Source organism: Paenibacillus sp. Mc5Re-14, assembly GCF_001049835.1.
Lineage (GTDB): Bacteria > Bacillota > Bacilli > Paenibacillales > Paenibacillaceae > Paenibacillus > Paenibacillus polymyxa_C.
Map to the genome: position 1 here is coordinate 4,086,820 of NZ_CVPD01000001.1, position 22,524 is coordinate 4,109,343.

Sequence of the window (22,524 nt, forward strand, 5' to 3'; positions counted from 1 at the left end):
TGGTCGCCAACACATCGTATTGCGCAAGCCGCGTGTTTGATGTGCAAGGCATGAGGTCTGACTCTGTACAGGTTATTTCGGAATCATTAAACCTAGTAAAAGGAGTGGAGAAGTAGTTGATTAAACCTAGACGTTTCAAGAAATCGTTATCTATTGGACTCTCTTTGCTTATGGCCTTTTCATTTGTTCAACCCGCTTTAGCGAAAAACACACCGGATGGCTCCAAGCTGGAGCTAAAATCAGCCTCACACAAGGTCACGACCGCGAAGGTGTCCCCGAAACTGACCAAACAGTTTGAGGAGAACAACTATGTTACTTATTTGGTCAAATTAAAAGAACAGGTAGATACCAATAAGGTTTCCAAAAATGCTCTCCAAAAGGCTTCACTTGAGAAAATAACACCTTCCGCTGCCAAAATGGCTGTGCGCAGCCATGTGATCAGCTCTTTGCGTGAAACGGCTTCCAGAACTCAATATGGGCTTGAAAGTTATTTGGATAAGGAATCAGGGAGCGGCGGAGTAAAAGAATATAAAAGCTATTTTATTGTCAATGCTTTGGCTGTCACGAGCACCAAGGAGGTGCTGGACCATATTTCGAAGCTGCCCGAGGTCGATAAAATTTTGCCGAATGAAACACGTTATCTGCAAAAGGTAACGGTTGATAAGCAGCCAGAGGACACAGGTAACAAAGCGGCTGGAACAGCAACGGCAGCAACAGCAAAGTCTGACACAGCACAGAAGGCTGTAGAACCGGAAAAGGACGATAGCAAAACATCGGCATTGCCCGGCAATACAGGCAAGAACGCTGTGGATCCATCTACGGTGGAATGGAATATATCCCATATTAACGCACCACAAGTGTGGGAAAAAGGAATTGACGGAACCGGAATCGTGGTCGCCAATCTCGATACAGGCGTAGACTACACGCATCCGGCCCTTCATCGCAAATGGCGTGGTCTGGATGCGGCAGGCAATGTCGTAAATCCAGAACTGAGCTGGTATGATCCGCATAGTCATGCGGCGCTTCCGGTCGATCAGGAAGACGATTCCCATGGTACGCATACGATGGGCACGATGGTCGGCTCCGAGGAAAATGGAACGAACCGAGTGGGCGTTGCCCCAGGTGCGAAGTGGATTGCGGTTCGGATTTTTAATCCAGAAACGACGGATGCAATTATACTGGACGGCGGTCAATGGCTGCTTGCGCCAAAAGATGCCCAAGGTAATCTTCATCCCGAGCTTGCTCCAGACGTAGTGAACAACTCGTGGGGAGGCGGACCGGGTCTTGATGAATGGTTCCGGCCTGTAGTTCAGGCGTGGCGGGATGCTCAAATCTTTCCCGAATTCTCCGCAGGGAACACCTCTCTCTCCAATCCGGGCGGACCTGGATCGGTAGCCAATCCGGCCAACTATCCGGAATCCTTTGCCACTGGGGCAACCGATATCAATGATAAACTGGGAAGCTTTTCATTGCTGGGACCCTCACCTTACGGTGAGATCAAGCCCGAAGTTTCCGCGCCGGGTGTAAATATTCGTTCAACCGTGGCTGGTGGCGGTTATAAAGGTGGCTATAACGGTACTTCCATGGCCGGTCCTCATGTTGCGGGTCTGGCTGCTCTGCTGCTGCAAGCGAATCATTCTCTTACCGTGGACCAGCTGGAGGAAATTTTGGAAAACACGGCTACCCCTCGTACAGACAACACATATCCTACTTCGCCAAACAATGGATATGGACATGGTGTCATTAATGCACTCGATGCAGTCGGATCTGTCATGCAGGGTCTGGGCTCTGTATCCGGTAAAGTCGTAACAGGTGGCGACGATCTGGAAGCGCCTGTTCTTGAGCATACACCGCCTGCAGCTGCATTTGAGGGGCTTGATATACCTTTGACGGCTCATGTTACGGATGATGTTGGCGTAACAGCCGTTGAGGCATTTGCCAAAACAGCGGGTTCGTCAAACTATGTATACATTCCGTTGGAGCGGACCTCCGGAGACAGCAAAGACGGTACATATCAAGCGTCCATTCCGACCTTTTTGGTGGATAGCGCAGGTCTGGAATACTATATCCGTGTAAATGATTTCGGCAATAATGGTTTTGAAACGGAAGTATATAAGGTGAATGTCTCCAAAGGTGTTAAACCAGGCTACACACAAGACTTTGAAAAAGACATCGTCGGTATTAATATCGGTGGTCAGGGTAGTGTTTGGAAATGGGGAACCCCCACAAGCGGCCCTAAAAGCGCACATTCGGGTACAAAGGTCATCGCGACCAATCTCGAAGGCCAATACCAGACCAACACCAACAGTTATTTTATGGCTCCTCCTATTGATCTGACCGAGAGTTCTAAGGGGGCACTGGTCAGCTTCAAGCATTGGTACGATCTTGAAAACAATTCTGATTTCGGCAAAGTGTATGTAGCGACCACCAACAATCAGAATGCGTTTGAGCAGGTATTATCATTTACTGGAACCAGCAATGGCTGGAAAACACAATATCTTGATTTGCGAGCATTTGCGGGTCAAAAGGTATACCTCCTGTTCAACTTTACTAGTGACAATACGATCGTGAAAGATGGCTGGTATATTGACGATCTGTCCATTCAGGAACCAGACGCCGTTGCACCTGCTGCCCCTGGCCATTTGACTGCTGAAGCAGATAATGTGGGCAATGTTACACTCGCCTGGGGTGCTTCCTCTGATGAAGATGTGAAGCAGTACAAGGTGTATCGTTCAACCCAGTCCGGCAAAAATTATACTTCCATCGGTACAACTTCTGGGCTGACCTACACGGATACGATCACCGTCGGTGGTGCGACCTATCATTATGCAGTGGCAGCCGAGGATTATAGCGGTAACGAAGGTGTCAAGTCGAACGAGGCTTCACTAAGAGTGGACGTGCCGGATACGCTGTATAGCGATCATTTTGATGGCAGCTCAGACAATGGTTGGACTCATTCCGGGACCAAGGATGAATGGGAACGCGGCATTCCTAAGGAAGTAGGACCGGGGAGCGCAGTGTCCAAGCCGAATGTGTGGGCCACCGATCTCGATAGCAACTATGAGAACGGTGCTGATTTTTCGCTGGTTTCTCCAAAAATTAATTTGAATGGTATACGCAATGCAACACTGACTTTCAACCACTGGTTTGAAATTGAGGGCGGCTATGATCACGGATATGTAGAAGTGTCCAAAAACAATGGCGACACGTGGAGTGAGCTGGGTAAGTTCTCACATAATACAAGCGGTAAGAATTGGGCGCCTGTTTACTACAATCTGGATAGCTATACCGGCAATGAGATTCAAGTTCGTTTCCGCTTGAAATCGGATAACAGTGTGAACAAAAATGGCTGGTACATTGACGATTTCCGTGTGCTGGGTGTTCCAGCTTCGACAGTGACCAAGGATATCGTACCTGAGTCCAATATCAAGCTGGAAAAAGCGGAAGAACAATTCCCGCTGTATAAAATTACAAGCACTGAAAAGAGTGAATTCCAGGAAAAAGTGAAGCCGGCAGATGCATCCGTGGAGCGTGGACGTGTCGGTCTTGACAGTCTTCCAGCCAGTGCTACCGTTACGGTACTGGAAACCGGACGTTCGGTGAAAACAGACCCAACCACGGGCAAATACAGCTTCACTCATGTAGCAGGTGACTATACGCTGAAGGCCGAAGCCTACGGTTACGTGCCTCAGACGAAAGCAGTCACAATTGAAAATAACAAAGTCATCAGAGCAAACTTTAGTCTCCAGGCTGTCCCTCACGGTACGATTCACGGGGTTATTACCGACAAGCAATCCGGTGAACCGATCCAAAAAGCGAAAGTATTGGTGCTGGAAGATGCACGTATTGCTCCTGTAGAGACGAATGAGGCTGGAGAATTTACGCTGGACGTGCTGGAAGGAACATACACATTGTCCATTGCAGCCGAAAATTATTACAGTGACAGTGTTTCCGTGACTGCTCCTCCAAACGGCAGTGTTGAAGCGAATGTCACGTTGAAGCCTTTCATCGGTTTCCAAGGAGGCATTGCCTATGATGACGGTACAGGAGAAAATGCCAGAGCCTTTAACGCGGCAGGCAATTCATGGGCAGTGAGAATGACACCTGAGTCGGAAGTGGCACAAGTGACAGGAGCATCCCTTTTGTTCTGGAACTCTGCTTTCCCGAATCCGGGGGGAACGGCATTCCAATATTCTATCTATGACGCCTCCGGTGCAGCAGGAGCACCTGGACGACTAGTGGCTGGTCCATTCGACGGGACTGCTGTCCGGGATGAGACACAATGGACGACGGTGCAGCTTCCAGAGCCGGTGACGGTTCAAGGTGATTTTTACATCGTATATACACAGTCTGCGGTAGGGACACAGTCACCAGGTCTGGCTACAGATGAAAACAGCCCCAATGCGCTCCGCAGCTGGCAAGGTGTAAGCGGCACATGGAGCCAATCACCTGAAGAAGAAGGGAACTACATGATCCGGGCTATCGTCAGATATCCGGTGAATGCTCCAATGATTACGACTCCTACGAAGGCTACGTATACGCAGGAGGAAACGATTACCGTAACAGGAACTTCTCCGGCAGAAGGAGCTGATATTCAGCTCTTTAACGGTAAGGAGCTGACTGGCACAACGAAAGTGAAGGATCGTCAATTCAGTTTGTCGGTCGATCTTCAGCCAGGTGCTAATCCGCTGAGTGTTCAAGCGGCGGTATACGGCAAAGTAACGGATCGTTCCGAGCCGGTGGTTGTAACGCTCGATCAGACTAAACCGGGTCTGATCCTGACTTCACCTGATGAAGGAGCTCGTACAAATGCGGGTGTGGTCAGTGTAACCGGTACGGTGTATGACGAGTTCCTCACCGAATTGACGATTAACGGCGAGTCCGCTGAATTCGGAAGTGACGGTAGCTTTAATAAACGGCTGCTTATCAATGAAGGTGAAAATCAAATTACGGTAACGGCCAAAGATCTTGCCGAAAACGAAACGACTGTTACACGCTCGGTGTATGTCGATACAGCGCTGCCGAAGCTTGAAAATATTAGCCCTGCTGAGGATGTACGTATTACTGCAGGACAGCCGGTACGAGTAGCTTTTGACAGTGCATCCGGTTTGGAGGCATCCTTCCATGTGGAGCTGCCCTTTAACCTGTCCACTTTGGCCCGTAATGAAATTCCATTAAATGAAACTTCGTCAGGCCACTATGAAGGTACTTATCTCACTTCATCTTCTCTGAACCTGGAAGGCGGAGTCATCGTGATCCGGGTAAGGGATGCAGCGGGGAATGAAGTGGAGACGGAGGCGCCGGGGAGGTTGTATGTAACCCATGGTGGAGGAGAGGGCCCAGGTCCGAATCCACCTACATCGAATGAAAAGCCGGTAGCTATTATCCAGGCGAATGACGCAGCCAAGAAGAACAAAAATGTACAATTTAATGCCAAAGCTTCCCGCGATACAGATGGTGAGATCGTCAGCTACAGTTGGAATTTTGGTGATGGCGATACGGCAGTTGGTTCCAAGGTGAAGCATAAATTCACCACAGCCGGAACGTATACCGTGGAGCTAACAGTAACGGATAATGACGGCGCAACGGGTAAGGCAGTGCATACCATCACAATCCGTTAACAGCAAGTAAGAGGATGGGAGTTTTTTTAGAATACAATAAAGGTCTACAGCAAGCCACTGTTAATAGAGGCTGCTGTGGGCCTTTTTAAATTTGTGCAACAGTTCAGGAAGCGATACAATGAATGGTACTCTATGAAGTGAATCGTTTCACAATAATATTTTTAGCAGGAGAGGATCATATGATTCATTTGGAAAAAGAAAGCGGACGTATCCGTCTTGTGCTGGATGCCTATTTTATGGGGGAAGATATCGTTGTGCTCATATCAGGCGGTGATCAGCCTCACTTGGGGACGATTACTGCGGGGGCTAGGCTTGAGCCGATTCAAACCGTGCAATTGCAAAACCACAAGGAATTTTATATTACTGAAGAAATTGCAGTTCGCTTGCGTAAAGAGTTTGCGGGTAACTTCGCCATTTGCTGCGGGACGCATTTGGATCATGCAACCAAGGACGAAATCCGAGTGCTGACAGACATGGCTATACAAATGGGAAAAGAGCTCATTGAAGAACTTAAGCAAGTGCGCTTGTAGCGACCTTTTTAAGTGAACTCTCGAAAAAGTAGATTGCGATAGGGGTACTTACTAAAGGGATACTTAAAAAGCAATGCAAAACCATCATCCTCAATGTCTACAGATTTTAGCGCAGAGGATGGAATTAAACTACGGATCATTACATGAACTGCACGCTGGTCTTGCCTGTTGATCGCTTTGGCTAGGGCAGAAGCAAAGCATTCATTGCGTGCCAATTCGCGATACAGCGGAAAAACGGCTTTGGCAATGGCACGATGAACCTTTGGCTCAAATGTAAACTGCACCGTCCCTGGGGGAATCGTCGTACCGTTCGTGTAATAGAGCATCGGCGGCTGAGCTAAAAAGGAAACAAAGTAGCCAATCCCATTCGTACCTAAGCCTTGTTTGGCGGCAAATGGCGCTACCGAGCAGAGAAGGGATTTCATCCGATCCAAATTACCCTGAACGACAGCTCGTGACCATTGGACGGCAAAAGCACGTTGGGTTGCAATAGCTTTGTAAAATGGCAGCATGGCGGCGGATATTTTCCGAAGTGTCTCTGCATGTAAACGTTGGTGAGACGAGCCCTTTCTGCGGGCTGTTCCACGATATAACATAGCTCCGTCCTCCTTGGCAGGATGCTCTCTTGGAGCGTAATTTATCTGTAATAGGTACAGTACTGTATGCCCGGTTATCTCAAAAAGTGCTAAGATGCTACGCTTCTTCTTTTTAACGTTCTAATTTAAAAAATTGAAATAAGTACTGTCCTGATTTGTAAGATTGTGGTACCCTAGAACTTATATATTGCTATTATAATTATTGGAGTTGAATTAAACAGATGAGTGACTTGTACAAGGAGCCTCGATCTTCCGATCCTTTTCAGGAGCCGAACGATTATAACGCTCCATTTAACCAGCCCCCAGTAGTTCCACCTACAAACAGTAAAGCTGTTGCCTCGATGGTGCTCGGGATTTTATCTGTTGTCATTCCCTATCTTGGGTTGATTATCGGAATTGTGGGTATTATTTTGTCCAGTCTTTCCCTGAAGGAAATTAACCGTCATGGCGAGCAAGGCAGAGGTATGGCCATTGCTGGACTGGTATGTAGTATTATCGGCACACTGATTTATGCACTGATTATTATTTTCTTGGTTATTGTTTTTGTTGTGGCGGCCTCCAGTGGCGATCCGGATATTTTTTCAGACATTTAATGAATTAAAGAATGTTTGAGTCAGACAAACCATTCACGATTTGCCTATTGGATGCTATGATACAGGGAGTCCAATCAAGGAGAGTGAAGCAGTATGGCACGTACTCAAACACAAAAGGCGTTGAGCAAGGCGAAACGCGCCGGGATCTATTGCGCGGCACAGAGTCGTAAAACGAATGATCATTATGGCGAGATTTCACAGCACACGCGAATGAAGCCAACCAAGCAGGAACAATTACAAAAGGTCAAACACAAGAAGCGAATCGTTCAGAGCGACGCTTCTTTTTTTTGTCTTTAGCGAGAATTTTTTTGATTTTATAGAAGTTGTCACAATCAGGAAGACAGTATTCGTTATACAGATAATGACGGACACACAAGGAGGTGATCCTATGGAACGGTTCAGCCCCGGGGCCAACGACCATACAGAACATGTAGAATCCGTCGTGGAATGCGTCAAAGCTGGCGATCAACAGGCTTATGCCACCATCATACGTACTTATGAAAAGCAGATATATATGTACTGCTATTACAATCTGAAAAACCGCGAGGAAGCGGAGGATGCGGTACAGGATATATTTATCAAAGTATATCAGGCAATAGGTAAATATAGACAGCAGGTTTCCTTTTCAGCGTGGCTTTATAAAGTAGCATACTATCACTGCCTGGATCAAATTAGGAAAAAAAGCCGCTGGCATCGATTAATATCGATCCAAAAAGAGCAACAGCAACATCTCGATGATTACTATCCATCCGATGATGAACGCGAAGTCGATGAGCTTTTAATGAATCTGAATTCAGAAGAAAGAAATCTTGTGCTATTGAAAGCTGTTGAGCAGTACAGCTTTGAGGAGATCGGGGAAATTATGGATTGCAAGCCCGCGACTTTGCGAAAAAAGTATGAACGGTTACGCAAAAAGCTGATTCAGCAAAAAATAAAAAAAGGAGGGCTAACGAATGAGCGCATGGCAGGATCAAACTGAACACGAGCAAATGGAGCAAATCCGCCGCACGGTCCAAAATAAGAAGATGCCTCAGGTTAGCTATGCGGATGACATTATGAAGAGGTTGGGGGAAATGGACGTGGTGAGTAGGAAGTTGACTCATAAAAAAGGCACATGGACCCAAAGAGTGGCTATCGGTGCGTCTGCTGCGGCAGTTTTGGGAGGACTGGTGCTGGGAAGCGGTTTTGTGTCTCCAGCTATGGCCGAAACGTTAAAAAACATCCCGTTGATCGGCGGCGTATTCCAATATAATTTTGACAGAAGCTTGCAGCAAGCCAGTAAATCTGGACTGACGACGACACCCCATTTGAGTGTATCCCGCGATGGAGTGACCTTAAACATCAAAGAGGTTATGTTTGACGGAACACGGCTGGTGTTCATGATTGAACGCCAAGGGGTAGAGGATGAGAGGATCATGTCCCCTTATTTGCCCGAGGATGCCGTGAGTGTCGAGGGGAATACATTGGAGAAGGTACCCGTGGAAAAGCAAAAAAAAGGGTATTTGTTCACACCTAAGGTCTTTATTGAAGGACAAAAGATGGTGTACGGTTCGTTTACGGACGCGGTTGGCAAAAAGGAAGACGGCAAGCTCATCAACAATATGGCTATGTATGAAATAACCAAAGGACTGTCAGAGAAAAATCTACTTGATGAATTTGAGATTACAGTAAAAGTGAATGTGAGCGGCTTCCATGAGCCCTTTGAATTTCAGGTGCCGGTGAAGAATTTATCCAAAAACAAAATTTTGCTGAAGCCTGATAAGACACAGAGCAGCGGAACGTTCAGTTACACGGTGAAGCAGATCGAGCTGACTCCGGTAACAACCCGTCTCATTGTGGACAGCAAGGGCAAAGTACCGAGCGCCGCAGAGCAATCAGGCGATTTAAGCGCGACTAAAATGTATTACGACATTGTGAATCAGGACGGAAATCAGCTGGAGCAACATATGTTAGGTCTGTTCCATCGCAGCCCTGATTCCGAATACCATGAGGATGAGGCATACAGTCCATTTGCAAAAACACCGACCTCCATTACGATCAAGCCGTACACTATGACGGTTAAGAAGGACTGGTCTGTGATAGAGGATCAAGAGGGAAATTGGGCCAAAACATATCATAAGGATTTGGAAATGACGATCCCAGTCCCATCTCAATGATAAAACAACCCAACCCGGACGATAAAGGAGAGGAAATACGAATGAAGCAATATATTAAAGTGAAGCGTATAATATTCAAATCGGCTATTCTAGCTTCAGTAACTATGATTATGGGTACAGGAGTGACGATTTTCGATACTGCATGGAAAATACAGGGAGCAGATGCACAATCAACTGCCCCGGAGGCAAGCGCAAGCAGTCTGACCCGGGATGGCATCACACTGACGGTCAAAAAGGTGAAATATGACGGGATTCGTCTGACCGTGCAAATTGAACGCAAGGGGATCACCAAGATCAGTACAATGCCTCCTTTCAGCAAGGACAAATCCCGGAAGTTAGAAAAGGGTTACTTAATAGATCCTCAAATATCTATTAATGGAGAAAAAATAAGTTTATTGAGAGTCTCAAACGCGGTATTCGACGAAAATAAAAAAATGTTGGATAATACATTAGAAATCGCAATAGACAAAGGATTATCTGAAAAAAATCTGCCAGACTCATTTGAAATGGCATTAAAAATCAATGTTAGCGGCATTAAAGAACCGTTTTCATTTAAGGTGCCTGTGCAGAATACGGTGAAGGACAAACTGGTCCTTAAGCCGGAAAAAACGCAGAGCAGCGGAGATTTCAGTTATACCGTCAAGCAGATTGAGCTCTCCTCGGCCAATACCCGGATCATTATTGACAGCAATGGTAAAGTGCCGAGTACATCCAAACAGACTGGAAATTGGAGTGCAACCAAGATGTATTATGACATTGCGGACCCGCAAGGCAAACTGATTGCTCAAGAATTGATGGGAATTTATAACAAGGCTCCGGCGCTCAATTATCACGAAGTTGAAATGTATGCTCCGTTTGCAACCAGACCCTCTTCCATCACCATCAGGCCGTATACGCTGACCGTCAACAAGAAATGGGCGCCTATGAAGGATGCCCAGGGTAAAGAGGTAAAAACATACCATAAAGACTTAGAAATGGTAATCCCATTGAATAATTGACCTTATACAGGAAAACAAAAGAAGCGGAGCGAATCGTTCAGGCAACGCTTCTTTTGTGCTTCGAAAGATTCAATCCATTACTGCAAAAGGGACTTGATAATAATTATCATTCTTGTTAGAATCATAAGAAAGAAGGAACCCTGGCAGGGGCTCCTTCATGATAAAGCTATGGTTTGGCTTGGAAACAAAGGTTTATTTTGCTTCAAAGGTTTTGCAGTCTGTTTCTTCGGACGTGTGAGTGTTTGCAGGCTTGTTGCTTACGATATAAATAGAGCTTGCGCTGCATTTATTATCCTGAGCCCAGTACGTGCATGAGTTGACTTCGCACAGAACGTCTTTTGCCATATTGTTCACCTCCTTACAGGGATGTGATGGGCTGAGCAAATATAATCACGGTCAGTCAAGGTAGGACTTGTCCAACTGTGCTTACCCTCTTGGTAAGAAGAGGGATTTTGCTATGCCTACTTGTACAATATCAAATGAATTTTAAAATTGCAATGTTTACACATTTTGCAGTTCAAAATAGACACAAGTGTTCCTTTTTAGTTAGAAAACAAAAAGCTGTCCTTGTGCAGAAGAGAATGGGACTGACCCCTTAACGTGAGACAAATCAAAACACCTTCAAGAGAATGCAACCATGTCGTAAGATATGGAGACAACCTTGGAGGTGTTTTTTCGTTGGCAACAAGAGTCAGTTATCCATTAGAAGTTAAAATGAAGGCGATTGAAATGAGAATGGCTGGTATACCGGTCAAAGAAATCATGGAGCAATTAAACATACGAAACAAGACACAAGTGGAAACTTGGATGAGATGGTACCGTAATGGCGAGCAGAACCGTCTAGAGCAGCCTGTAGGTAAACAATACAGCTACGGCAAAGGGCCCGAATACACTTCGGAATTAGAGAAGGTCCAGGCTGAGAACAGGTTTTTGAGACAACAACTAGAGTTGCTAAAAAAGTACAGCGTACTGGAGAGGAGGTATCGTCAAAGATCGTAATGGAGTGGATAGAGTCGATCCGAGGGGAAGTGAGTGTGAAGCAAGCTTGTGCATGGATAGGAATCCCTCGCGCCACGTACTATCGCTGGAAGGCGGAGTATGCGAGCAAACTTGAGGATCACTTGGTAGAGAAAATCCGCGAACTCTGTATCCAGCATAAATATCGTTATGGATACCGGAAAATCACCGCCTTGCTTCGGAGGGAGTATACGGTAAACCACAAACGCGTGCAACGGATTATGCAGCGTGAAGGGCTGCAATGTCGTGTCAAAGCGAAGAAACGGAAACCTACTGGGCAACCCATTCATATCGCGGAGCATCTGCTAAAGCGACAGTTTGAAGCAGATACGCCTATGCAAAAACTTGTAACGGACATTACGTATTTGCCATTTGGAGGAAGAATGTTGTATCTGTCGAGTATTTTAGACTTGTTTAACGGAGAGATTGTGGCATACAGTATAGCTGACAAGCAGGATACCGCATTTGTGCTCGATACCCTTCGTCAGTTGCCATCTCTACCAGGTGCAATACTTCATAGCGATCAAGGCAGCGTCTACACATCCTTGGCCTACCAGGAAGCTGTAAAAGGAAAAGGCATTACCATGAGCATGTCCCGTAAGGGAACGCCTGCTGATAATGCCCCCATCGAATCGTTTCATTCCACACTAAAGTCTGAAACGTTCTACCTCGAAGGTTTAACCTGTACGACGACGGCAATCGTCGAGCAGACCGTTCGAGAGTACATCCTTTACTATAACTCAATTCGCATTCAAACAAAACTAAACAACCAGTCGCCGGTTCATTTCCGACAACTGGCTGCTTAAACTTGGAAGGTGTTTTGATCCCTGTCTCACAAACGGGGGTCAGTCCCAATGTTCTTCTGCCAGAGACAGCTTTTTTATATTTTTCTAACAGAATGGCAGCACTAAAAGACTTAGCGTGCGTTAGGAATATTTACGATTGGATCAATATCAGCATCATAGTCCACACCCTCGAACTCAAAGCCGAACAGCTGGAAAAATTCGCGACGATATCCTTCAATATCGGACAATTCATAGATATTATGGGTCGTCAGTTCCTCCCATATTTTCGCGACTTCTGCCTGCACATCCTCGCGCAGTTCCCAATCATCAATGCGAATACGACCTTCTTGATCTACCGCAGTTTCTGGTGCGTACAGACGCTCGGCAAACAGGCGGTAGCTCTGTTCTATGCACCCTTCATGCAGCCCTTTCTCCTTCATCACCTTATATAAAGCGGAAATATACAGAGGAACGACAGGGATGGCCGAACTGGATTGGGTAACCAGTCCTTTGGTGACTGCTACGAAGGCGCGTCCACCGGTGGTTTTCATCTGGTCGTTCAGCTGACGAGCTGTCGTCTCCAGATGATCTTTTGCACTTCCGATACTGCCTTCTCGGTAGATGGCTTGGGTAATATCTGAACCGATATACGAAAAAGAGAAGGTAGTGGCATTATCAGCGAGTACGCCGCCTGCACGCAAGGCGTCAATCCACAATTTCCAATCCTCACCGCCCATAACCTCTACAGTCCCCTGTACTTCTTCTTCTGTTGCCGGTTCGAGCGTCACGCTGCTGACTTCACCGGTGTGGAAGTTAACGGTCTTATTCGTGTAAGGCTCACCAATAGGTTTGAGCACGGAATTAGACGTTTCGCCTGTGCGGGGATTAGTACGGCGACCTGAAGCAACACTGTAAACCACCAGATCGACTTGTCCCAGTTCTTCGCGAATGGCTTCCACCGTTTTGGCTTTGACCTCATCCGAGAAGGCATCTCCTGTCACGCTTAAAGATTTAAGCCCAGCATCCTGAGCTGCTTTTTCAAATGCAGCAGAATTATACCAGCCTGCTGATGCTGTGCGTGTAGCCGTAGCATTGCTAGGACGATACACGCCAATTGTATTGGCACGCGCACCGAAAGCGGCCGTAATTCGAGATGCCAACCCATATCCGGCAGATGCCCCGATCACAAGCACATTACGAGGTCCCTGGATAGCAGGACGGGCTTGTACATAGTCAATTTGCTCCTGAACATGTTGGGCACAGCCCACCGGATGAGCAGTGGTGCAGATAAAGCCACGTGTTCTTGGTTTGATAATCATGTTATTGTAGTTCCTCTCTTCTTGTAGCAATCTTCACCCTTACTATTTTAACTTTTAACAATTTTTTTTCAAACGTGGATTTCAGTAAGTATCCTTTTTACCCAAAAGTGAATCTCTGTACAGGGTGGCAAGTGCCTAAGAGTCTGCATATGATGCTGTAACGATAAACATGAGAAGGGAGAGAGCTGCTTGAAGAACAAGAGCCGCAAAACCAACAGAAACAAAAAGCCGCTCTATCGTGTAATTGACCCGGATATGAATGAGTTAAATATGATACAACGCTCAAAACCACTGCCTGCGGAGAGGGAGACAGAAGCAAGACTTCATCAAGTTGCTTCTCCGCCTCCCCCAACTACAGAGGAGTCGGAGCTACAGACAGTTGTCGAGCCTGAAGTCGAGGCTCTGCACGAGAAAGAGATTGAGGTTGCAGATGTAGAGGAGACTCCAGCTTTGAGGGAAGAACCCCCACTGCCAGAGCTAGAACCAGAGCCAGAACCAGAGCCAGAACCAGAACCTGATCCAATTGATGTGGAAGAAATTTTGAACAATAAGAAGGCTCCGCATGTAAACAATGCTTTCATCTATACAGACGATTTGAGTGATTTCGCTGTGACAGGTGAAAAGATCGCTCCCGCTTCCATAGATTCCAGCAAGCTGAAACAAGAGAGTATCCAAACGGAATTTCTAGCAGATTATGCTGTTCATACAATTAAAATAGCTGACGGTGCTGTGACTGCTTCGAAGATTGCTCCCGACTCCATTACGGTCGAGCATCTGTCGGACGCATCAGTGGCAGGCAGTAAATTGCAGGATCGCTCTATTAGTGGTGAAAAACTTCGTGATGGCAGCATCACTCCAGAAAAGCTGGCGGATAAAATTATCAGCGGCGATCATATTGCCAATGGCTCGATTGAAAGCCGTCATTTCAAGCAATGGATCGTGTCTTCAGATATGCTTCAAGATCAGTCGGTCACCTCCGATAAAATTCGCAGCGGTACGATTCAATCGAACAATTTGGCGAATGAAGCTGTTGATAGCTCCAAGCTGGGCGATCAGTCTGTGACCACCTCCAAACTGCGGGATGGGGCTGTGGATGGAACTAAAATCCAGGCAGGCAGCATTGAGAGCGCACACCTGACCGAGCATGCCGTTCATGCCCGGCATCTAGCTCCGGGTTCGATTAATCGCAAGCAGCTATCCGACGGAATTGTGGGCAGGGAACAATTGGAGGAAGGTGTTGTCAGCGGGCGTCATCTGGAGTCTGAGGCAGTCACCAGTACGCACATTCAGGCAGGAGCGATTGAAAGAAAGCATCTCAGTCCTGGCTCCATCGGGGAAGAGCAGCTTGGAACGGGCCAAGTGACAGCCCGGCATATCGCGGATCGGAGTATTCAATCCAATAAACTGGCAGATCAGTCTGTAGGCTCATTGCAAATTGTTGATCAATCCGTCACTTCATCCAAAATATCGGATCAGAGCATTCTCCCACACAAAATTGCCGATGAGGCAGTACTTACCAGACATATTGCAACAGCAGCCATACAAGGACCCCAGATTTCTCCGGAGGCAGTTTCTTCCGTGCATCTTCAATCCGAAATTATTCGGAAAGATCATATTGCACCAGAGGCGGTTACGGAGCAACATTTGCATGCCGGGGCTGTGACAAGCGAGAAAATAGGGAAGGGTGCAGTTCTGGATCACCATGTGGCGAATCAGGCTATCAAGGAAAATCACATTGCTTCGAGCGCTATTAAGTCTGACAAAATCGCTGACGAGGCGGTTATAGAAACTAAAATTGGCACAGGGGCGGTAACCGGAAATAAAGTTGCGTCTCAAGCCATTACCCACGTACACATTGCAACGGGAGTAATCCGTGAGAACCACCTTGCCGACAACAGTGTGGGCGGAAAGGCATTACAGGCTCAATCGGTGGATTCAGCCCATTTGGCCCAGAGCTCTGTACAGAGCAAGCATCTTGGGGAAGACAGTGTCGGAACCGCGGCGTTGCAAGAACAGTCCGTTACCGCAGACATACTAGGTGAAGGCGCTGTTCAAACCGCACATTTGGCCAGCGGAGCGGTATACTCCCACCATTTGCAGGATCATGCCGTTACTTCGTTGAAACTATCGCCGGAAAGTGTGGCTACGGATAAAATTAATGATTTGGCGATTACTGCGCCTAAGTTAGCTGAGGGCAGTGTCACTTCCTCCAAGCTGTCTGCTCGTTCTGTGCAACCTTGGCATATTACAGATAAAGCGGTGCTGAGCAACCATCTGGCTGTTGAGGCAGTGGAGGCGAATCATCTTGCTCCGGAATCCGTCACCTCCAACCATTTGCAGTCTGCTTCGGTCCAAACCAAACATCTCGCCCCAGATAGTGTGTCCGGCCATGCACTTCAGTCGGAAAGCGTCACTTCCGAGAAGTTAGCGGCTCGGGCTGTGCAGGCTTCCAACCTGGCGGAAAACAGCGTGGGACCCGGGCATTTGGCTGCACAGGCCGTACACACCAGACATTTGGCCGCAGGATCAGTAGAGGACACGATATTAGCCCAGAATGCTGTGAAGTCTGAGCATCTTGCAGCAGAATCCATCCAATCCGAGCATTTGCAAAGCGGGATCATTCAGGGAGAGCATATTGCATTGCAGGCGATAGCGACTCCGGCCATACAGGATGAAGCGGTTACCTCTGCCAAACTATCAGAGGAAAGTGTAACCTCTACCAAGCTGTCAGCCCATGCAGTGCAGTCCGGGCATATTATGGATGAAGCTGTACAAAGCAACCACTTGGCCGTGGCGGTTGTAGACTCGACCCATCTAGCATCTGGAGCGGTCACCTCAGTGCACCTACAGGCCTCCTCGGTGCTTACGAGACATTTGGCTCCGGATAGTGTGTCCGGTCGTGCACTACAAGCGGAAAGTGTTACTTCGGAAAAGTTGGCAGCCCGTTCGGTACAAGGAATGAACCTTGCAGAAGGCAGTATCGGCCCTTCACATCTATCCGTGCAGGCCGTACACACGCGGCATTTGGCAGCTGGAGCGGTACAGGATAGAGTGCTGGCAGAGGGAGCAGTGAAGTCCGTGCACATTGCCCCGGAATCGATCCAACCACACCATCTGCACACTGAAACCATTCAGGGCGAGCATATTGCATCTCAGGCCATATCGACCGATGCTTTACAAGATGAGTCTGTGACATCTGACAAACTGGCAGATGAGGGCGTGACTGCCGCCAAGCTGTCGGCCCACTCGGTACAGTCGTGGCACATTACAGACGAAGCAGTGCAAGGAAATCATTTGGCAGCAGAATCCATCCAGTCGAACCATCTGGCACCGGAAAGTGTCACTTCAGCCCACTTGCAGTCTTCGTCAGTGCTCACGAGCCATCTGGCCCCGGATAGTGTGTCCGGCCGTGCACTACAAGCGGAAAGCGTCACCTCGGAAAAGTTGGCAGCCCACTCGGTGCAAGGAACGAATCTTGCGGAAGACAGCGTCGGCCCGTCACATTTGTCTGCACAGTCGGTACACGCCCGGCATTTGGCAACTGGCGCAGTACAGGATACAACGCTGGCAAAGGGAGCAGTGAAGTCGGTACACATTACCGCGGGGGCAATCCAGCCGCATCACCTGCACACAGGAAGCATTCAGGGCGAGCATATCGCATCCCAGGCCATATCGACCGATGCTTTGCAGGATGCGTCTGTTACCTCCGATAAATTGGTGGATGAGGGTGTGACTGCCGCCAAGCTGTCGGTCAACTCGGTGCAGCCGTGGCACATTACAGACGAAGCTGTGCAAGGAAATCATTTGGCAGCAGAAGCCATCCAGTCAAGCCATCTGGCTTCCGAATCCGTTACCTCTCGCCATTTGCAGGCTTCCTCAGTGCTCACAAGTCATCTGGCGCCAGATAGTGTATCCAGTCGTGCACTACAGGCGGAAAGCGTCACCTCGGAAAAGCTGGCAATGCGCTCGGTACAAGGGACGAATCTTGCGGAAGGCAGCATCGGCCCGTCCCATCTGTCTGCACAGTCCGTACACAGCCGGCATCTGGTAGCCGGAGCGGTACAGGATAGAGCGTTGGCAGAGGGAGCAGTGAAATCCGTGCATATCGCTCCAGAATCGATCCAATCGCACCATCTGCACCCTGGAACCATTCAGGGCGAGCATATGGCATCTCAGTCGATATCGACTGATGTTTTACAGGATGAGTCTGTGACATCTGATAAATTGGCCGATGAGGGTGTGACTACCGCTAAGTTGTCGGCTCACTCGGTACAGCCGTGGCACATTACAGATGAAGCAGTGCAAGCTAATCATTTGGCAGAAGAGGCCATTCAATCGAGTCATCTGGCGCCGGAATCTGTCACCTCAGCCCACTTACAGTCTTCGGTGATACTTGCGAGTCATTTGGCGCCGGATAGTGTATCCGGTCTTGCGCTACAAGCGGAAAGCGTCACTTCGGAAAAGCTGGCAGCCCACTCGGTGCAAGGGACGAATCTTGCGGAAGACAGCGTCGGTCCTGCGCATTTGTCTGCTCATTCGGTACACACCCAGCATTTGGCAATTGGTGCAGTACAGGATACAGCGCTGGCAGAAGGGGCAGTGAAATCCGTGCATATTGCCCCGGAATCGATCCAGCCGCACCATCTGCACCCCGGAACCATTCAGGGCGAGCATCTGGCATACCAGTCGATATCGACTAATGCTCTGCAGGATGAGTCTGTTACGTCCGATAAACTGGCAGATGAGGTCGTGACAGCTACCAAAATATCTCCACATTCCGTACAGCCGTGGCACATTACGGACGAAGCAGTGCAAGCCCATCATTTGGCAGAAGAGACCATCCAGTCGAGCCATCTGGCGCCGGAATCCGTCACCTCAGCCCACTTGCAGCCTTCGGCAGTGACGATCCAGCATATTGCGCCAGGGAGTGTATCTGTTCACGCGCTCCAGGCAGGCAGCGTGAACGCTGAGAAGCTTGCGCTTCGGGCGGTGCGAGCTTCGAATCTGGCGGAAGCCAGCGTAAGCTCCGTACATTTGACAGAACATGCCGTGCAAGCCCAGCATTTGTCCGATGGAGCGATTCAAGAGTCAGCACTGGCAGAGGGGGCTGTGCAGTCCCGCCACATTTCACCGGATTCTGTCCAATCCGAGCATTTGCAAGCAGGAGCTATTCAGTCACAGCATATCGGCTGGCAGGCGGTGTCAGAGGAAGCTATACGGGATGGAGCGGTGACGTCCGGCAAACTCGCAGATGGAACGGTGGAGTCCCGCCATGTGGCTGAGGAGGCAATTGAAGGCCACCATATTGCAGAGGAAGTCATTGATTCGCACCATTTGAAACCCGGCTCAGTAACACTGAATCAATTGTCCACAGATATTCATCTCTCGGGACTTTTGCCTGAGGAAGGAATCAGTGGCGACAAACTTCAGGCAAACAGTATATCCCGCAGCCATCTGCAGAATCAGGTCGTCGACAGTGAGGTGCTGAGCCCAGAAGCTGTAGGTCCAGAGCATCTGCAGGCTGCTGCGGTACAAAGTCATCATGTGGCAGAGCAGAGCATCGAAGGTCATCATCTGGTAGAAGGTTCCGTGGGCTCACGTGAGCTGGAACTGAACGCAGTGACACCAGAGCATTTGAGCATCACCCCGGTCCGTACTTGTGCAAATCAGCCTGCATTGCAGCAGTTTGGCAGAGCGCCGTTTCTTTTAAAGGGAAGCGAGGGAGAGACAGAAGTAACCATTGTATTCGGGGAGCCATTTGTGAACCCGGATTACACGTTGGTAGCGATGACGAACCATCCTCTCTTTCATGCGACGCTGAAATCTCAGACGACTCATGGAGCGGTGATCGTCGTAACCAAGTGGAGTGAAACCGCGCATAACTACGGTATTGTTTCCTGGATTGCCATCGGTTAGTGGAGATGATGGTTGCAACACTTATAGCGTGCAGACTCATGTATTTTTCAGATACAGAGCTGCACGCTTTTTCATATACTTTTCACATATTTGCTCCACAATTATCCCGAATTCTCCTGATAAGCTAAAGATACTTTAAAGGAGAGGTGATTCAATCATGAAAAAATGGACTAAAAATGCAGCAGCCGTATTGACCGTAGTAAGTGTACTGGGAGGAGCAAGCAGCGCATTCGCCGCTACAGCAACCACAACTCCAGTAACCACTGCACCAGCCATCAAAGCTCCTGCGGTTACGACTCCTGCTAGTAAAACACCGTCAAAAGCGCCTGCAACGAAAACACCTGTGGTGAAAGCACCTGTTAAAAAAGCTCCTGCCCAAAAAGCCATTGCGAAAAAAGTGGCAAGCCACAAAGCAAAAGCAGTGAAAGCAAAACACCGTACAGTTAAACATCATGCGAAAAAACATAAGGCTGTTCAACGCAAGGTAGCGGCACATAAAACTCGTGCACAACATGTTGTAGCTAAAAAAGTGACCCATAAAGCTCCAGTAAAAAAAGCAGTCCCAGCTAAAACAGCTCCAAAAACGGTGAAAACAGCTCCAAAAGCAGCAGCTAAAGTAGTAACAAACAAAAAATAAGGTAGAAGGTAGAAGTTAGTTAGCTTTCAGTTCACCTGGCATATACAGCAGCGATTCATGATAAGAAAAGACGGGACCGGGAACGGTATACCCGTCTTTTGTCTATTCTGCTGGGCTTCTGTTAAGCTTGAAGAAAGGATGCTAGCGTCCAGAACAACGGCAAGGGGTTAAGGCTATGACAAAAATAGTAGTAGTAGATGACGATGTATTCATTTTGCAATTAATATCTGAATATTTAAAAAAAGAATCCTACCAGGTAACTTCCTTTTCCAGTGGGAAAACACTGGTAGAGCATATCCGAACCAACCGTCCGGATTGTCTCGTGCTTGATATTATGATGCCAGGCATTGACGGGCTTTCTCTATTGACTCAGCTTCGTGAGTTTACAGAAATGCCAATCATTATGATCTCCGCGCGCGGAGAGGAAAATGACCGCATCCATGGGCTGGAATTGGGATGCAGTGACTTTCTGACCAAGCCCTTTAATCCAAGGGAGCTGGTGGGAAGGGTCAAAGCGATGCTGAGACTGAGCAAGGCGGGCACGTCTGCATCTGATGACAAGCAAGCAGCAGAGGGCGCAAATCTTTGCCATGCAGGCAATCTGTGCATTTTTGCTGACTTTCGTAAAGTTACAGTAGACGGACGAGCGGTGAATTTGACCTCGCGTGAATTCGATCTGTTGCTGTTTCTTGCGAATCATTTGGAACGGCCTTTTGGCAGAGAGCATTTGATTCAGCAGGTGTGGAGCTATGATTTTATAGGAGATGTGAGAGTCGTAGATGATCTGGTCAAACGTATTCGCAAAAAGTTGGCAGAATACCACTCCACACTCGTCATTAATACGGTATGGGGATTTGGATATAAAGCAACGGTTCAGGAGATGTAGCCATGCGTACGATGAGAGCCAAAATTCTGCTGTCCCTGTCCATTGCAATGCTGATTACTGTCTGTATTACGGTGGTCTTATTTATCAGGCTCATCGACGACATTCTGGTGAATCAGGCCAAATCCAAGCTCCATGAGCAGGCACGCAAAGCCGTCCATATTATGAGTGACGGGGGCTTTGATCGACTGGATAATGCTGAACTTAACTATGTTATCAAGGGTGTGCTTTTATCTGCCGATTACTTTATTTTAAGCACGGATAACCGCATCATCGACTCCAGCGTCTCTGGAATGGAAGGCAAAAAGCTCGAGCGTTTGCTTTTGACCCGCCAGGGCTTTTTTGCATCGGTTCATCCGTCTGCCCACGATCTGGTTACTACACATGAAGGCGTTGCTGTCCTTCAAGGTAAAAAGATACTGTTTACGAATGAAGAATTGCCCGGACAACCTTTTCGGATCTTTGTATACTCACCCTTATCTTCTTTGAGAGCACTCTATGTACCATTAATGAGAACTACGCTGCTGTCAATCGTCGCGAGTTTTCTGGTGATTCTCGTTATTGGTCTGATGGTTGTTTCACGTCTGGTGCGTCCGCTCAAGCGATTGAAAGAGGCGGTAGGCAACTATGAGCCGAATCAGCCGCAGGATAGTGATTTTCCGCAGGCGGACAAAAGCGAAATTGGCGAACTGATAGGCACCTTTCATTCCATGTCCGCCCGCATTCAGCAGCACCACCACAGCCAAATTGAATTTCTACAAAATGTATCACACGAGCTAAGGACACCGTTAATGTCCATTCAAGGCTATGTATATGCCATTCAGGATCAAGTAGTATCGCAGGACGAGGGACTGAGCATTATTAAAGTGCAATCCCAGCGATTAATTGATATGGTGGAAAAGTTGCTTCAGCTATCGAGGTTGGAGGCGCTGAATGAGGAATGGCCCGTCTCTTTGATTGATCTGAGAAGTATGGCGGAGGACGCTGTTCATCTGTTGATGCCGATGGCCAGCGAACGCTCTATCTCGCTGCGAGTGGAGGGAGAGGGTCTGCATGTGGCCGTTCCGGCCGAGCAATTATTCCGTATAATATTGAATTTGCTGCAAAATGCAGTTCGACACACCTCCACAGAGGTAGTCATTCATTTGGAGACGGGGACAACACCGGAGGTTGTGTGGGTTATGCATGTAGATGATGATGGGGAAGGTCTAACCGAATCTGAAGCAGCCGAGGTGTTCGGAAGATTCTATACCGGATCAAATGGTGCGACGGGACTAGGATTGGCCATCTGCCGTCAAATAGCCTCCCGACTGAATGGAGAATTACTTTGTACACGATCGCCATTAGGTGGGGCACGCTTCAGCTACATTCAACGCATGTCATGACGCATGTTATAAATGAGGCAAAAATGGTTAAAAATGATCAATTTTTCGCTAAAACGTGCCATTAATATGACATTTCATGATAGATTTT

Annotated in this window: 15 protein-coding genes; 12 read left to right on the plus strand and 3 right to left on the minus strand. The window is 47.9% G+C overall.

Annotation, left to right across the window (positions count from 1 at the left end):
- Window positions 1–116: 116 nt before the first annotated feature.
- On the plus strand, window positions 117–5,621 hold the full coding sequence (locus tag BN1546_RS18675; protein ID WP_090738547.1) for a S8 family serine peptidase: 5,505 nt from the start codon (window positions 117–119) through the stop codon (window positions 5,619–5,621).
- A 179-nt stretch (window positions 5,622–5,800) separates the two neighbouring features.
- The gene (locus BN1546_RS18680) at window positions 5,801–6,151 is read left to right on the plus strand and encodes a prenylated flavin chaperone LpdD (RefSeq protein ID WP_025365561.1); all 351 of its coding nucleotides are present in this window, start codon (window positions 5,801–5,803) and stop codon (window positions 6,149–6,151) included.
- Between the two features lie 8 nt (window positions 6,152–6,159).
- Here BN1546_RS18680 and BN1546_RS18685 read toward each other — a convergent pair whose 3' ends face one another.
- Window positions 6,160–6,747: a hypothetical protein gene (locus BN1546_RS18685; RefSeq protein ID WP_025676003.1), complete on the minus strand. Its 588-nt coding sequence runs from the start codon at window positions 6,745–6,747 to the stop codon at window positions 6,160–6,162.
- A 221-nt stretch (window positions 6,748–6,968) separates the two neighbouring features.
- Here BN1546_RS18685 and BN1546_RS18690 point away from each other — a divergent pair, with 221 nt between their 5' ends.
- The 5 genes from BN1546_RS18690 to BN1546_RS18710 all read left to right on the plus strand — a co-directional run bounded on the left by BN1546_RS18690 (window position 6,969) and on the right by BN1546_RS18710 (window position 10,494).
- Window positions 6,969–7,340 carry a DUF4190 domain-containing protein gene (locus BN1546_RS18690; protein ID WP_013372515.1) on the plus strand — a complete coding sequence of 124 codons (372 nt, stop codon included), beginning with the start codon at window positions 6,969–6,971 and terminating at the stop codon, window positions 7,338–7,340.
- Between the two features lie 93 nt (window positions 7,341–7,433).
- Window positions 7,434–7,637 (plus strand): hypothetical protein, encoded by a 204-nt coding sequence (locus tag BN1546_RS18695; RefSeq protein WP_058711764.1) that lies wholly within the window; start codon window positions 7,434–7,436, stop codon window positions 7,635–7,637.
- A 91-nt stretch (window positions 7,638–7,728) separates the two neighbouring features.
- A complete protein-coding gene (locus BN1546_RS18700; protein WP_058830069.1) occupies window positions 7,729–8,319 on the plus strand; it encodes an RNA polymerase sigma factor in 591 nt (196 codons plus the stop codon).
- Window positions 8,294–9,496: a DUF4179 domain-containing protein gene (locus tag BN1546_RS18705; RefSeq protein ID WP_090738548.1), complete on the plus strand. Its 1,203-nt coding sequence runs from the start codon at window positions 8,294–8,296 to the stop codon at window positions 9,494–9,496. Before BN1546_RS18700 ends, BN1546_RS18705 begins: the two co-directional genes overlap by 26 nt.
- 41 nt (window positions 9,497–9,537) lie before the next feature.
- Window positions 9,538–10,494 (plus strand): DUF5643 domain-containing protein, encoded by a 957-nt coding sequence (locus tag BN1546_RS18710; RefSeq protein WP_090738549.1) that lies wholly within the window; start codon window positions 9,538–9,540, stop codon window positions 10,492–10,494.
- Window positions 10,495–10,686: 192 nt separating this feature from the next.
- Here BN1546_RS18710 and BN1546_RS18715 read toward each other — a convergent pair whose 3' ends face one another.
- The gene (locus BN1546_RS18715; RefSeq protein WP_017426780.1) at window positions 10,687–10,839 is read right to left on the minus strand and encodes a DUF1540 domain-containing protein; all 153 of its coding nucleotides are present in this window, start codon (window positions 10,837–10,839) and stop codon (window positions 10,687–10,689) included.
- 333 nt (window positions 10,840–11,172) lie between these two features.
- Between BN1546_RS18715 and BN1546_RS18720 the strand changes: the two genes are divergently transcribed.
- Window positions 11,173–12,317, plus strand: a protein-coding gene (locus BN1546_RS18720; protein WP_090735930.1) for an IS3 family transposase whose coding sequence is annotated in 2 segments (ribosomal slippage) — window positions 11,173–11,446 and window positions 11,446–12,317 — 1,146 coding nt in all. Because the reading frame shifts where the segments join, the coding sequence is not laid out codon by codon here.
- Window positions 12,318–12,427: 110 nt separating this feature from the next.
- On the opposite strand, the gene fabV is transcribed toward BN1546_RS18720, so the two are convergent.
- Entirely contained in the window at window positions 12,428–13,615 is a 1,188-nt protein-coding gene (gene fabV / locus BN1546_RS18725; RefSeq protein ID WP_090738550.1) for an enoyl-ACP reductase FabV, read from the minus strand.
- 189 nt (window positions 13,616–13,804) lie between these two features.
- On the opposite strand from fabV, the gene BN1546_RS18730 reads away from it, so the two are divergent.
- The 4 genes from BN1546_RS18730 (at window position 13,805) to BN1546_RS18745 (ending at window position 22,436) form a co-directional block, all read left to right on the plus strand.
- On the plus strand, window positions 13,805–19,531 hold the full coding sequence (locus tag BN1546_RS18730) for a WIAG-tail domain (protein ID WP_090738551.1): 5,727 nt from the start codon (window positions 13,805–13,807) through the stop codon (window positions 19,529–19,531).
- Window positions 19,532–19,688: 157 nt separating this feature from the next.
- Window positions 19,689–20,168 (plus strand): hypothetical protein, encoded by a 480-nt coding sequence (locus BN1546_RS18735; RefSeq protein ID WP_090738552.1) that lies wholly within the window; start codon window positions 19,689–19,691, stop codon window positions 20,166–20,168.
- Between the two features lie 175 nt (window positions 20,169–20,343).
- Window positions 20,344–21,054: a response regulator transcription factor gene (locus BN1546_RS18740; RefSeq protein WP_090738553.1), complete on the plus strand. Its 711-nt coding sequence runs from the start codon at window positions 20,344–20,346 to the stop codon at window positions 21,052–21,054.
- A 2-nt stretch (window positions 21,055–21,056) separates the two neighbouring features.
- The gene (locus BN1546_RS18745; RefSeq protein ID WP_090738554.1) at window positions 21,057–22,436 is read left to right on the plus strand and encodes a sensor histidine kinase; all 1,380 of its coding nucleotides are present in this window, start codon (window positions 21,057–21,059) and stop codon (window positions 22,434–22,436) included.
- The last annotated feature ends 88 nt before the right edge of the window (window positions 22,437–22,524 follow it).

Excerpts from the sequence above, each read along its gene's own strand:
- BN1546_RS18680 (WP_025365561.1), top strand. The coding sequence starts at position 5,801 with ATGATTCATTTGGAAAAAGAAAGCGGACGTATCCGTCTTGTGCTGGAT.
- BN1546_RS18685 (WP_025676003.1), bottom strand. The coding sequence starts at position 6,747 with ATGTTATATCGTGGAACAGCCCGCAGAAAGGGCTCGTCTCACCAACGT.
- BN1546_RS18690 (WP_013372515.1), top strand. The coding sequence starts at position 6,969 with ATGAGTGACTTGTACAAGGAGCCTCGATCTTCCGATCCTTTTCAGGAG.
- BN1546_RS18695 (WP_058711764.1), top strand. The coding sequence starts at position 7,434 with ATGGCACGTACTCAAACACAAAAGGCGTTGAGCAAGGCGAAACGCGCC.
- BN1546_RS18700 (WP_058830069.1), top strand. The coding sequence starts at position 7,729 with ATGGAACGGTTCAGCCCCGGGGCCAACGACCATACAGAACATGTAGAA.
- BN1546_RS18705 (WP_090738548.1), top strand. The coding sequence starts at position 8,294 with ATGAGCGCATGGCAGGATCAAACTGAACACGAGCAAATGGAGCAAATC.
- BN1546_RS18710 (WP_090738549.1), top strand. The coding sequence starts at position 9,538 with ATGAAGCAATATATTAAAGTGAAGCGTATAATATTCAAATCGGCTATT.
- BN1546_RS18715 (WP_017426780.1), bottom strand. The coding sequence starts at position 10,839 with ATGGCAAAAGACGTTCTGTGCGAAGTCAACTCATGCACGTACTGGGCT.
- fabV (WP_090738550.1), bottom strand. The coding sequence starts at position 13,615 with ATGATTATCAAACCAAGAACACGTGGCTTTATCTGCACCACTGCTCAT.
- BN1546_RS18735 (WP_090738552.1), top strand. The coding sequence starts at position 19,689 with ATGAAAAAATGGACTAAAAATGCAGCAGCCGTATTGACCGTAGTAAGT.
- BN1546_RS18740 (WP_090738553.1), top strand. The coding sequence starts at position 20,344 with ATGACAAAAATAGTAGTAGTAGATGACGATGTATTCATTTTGCAATTA.
- BN1546_RS18745 (WP_090738554.1), top strand. The coding sequence starts at position 21,057 with ATGCGTACGATGAGAGCCAAAATTCTGCTGTCCCTGTCCATTGCAATG.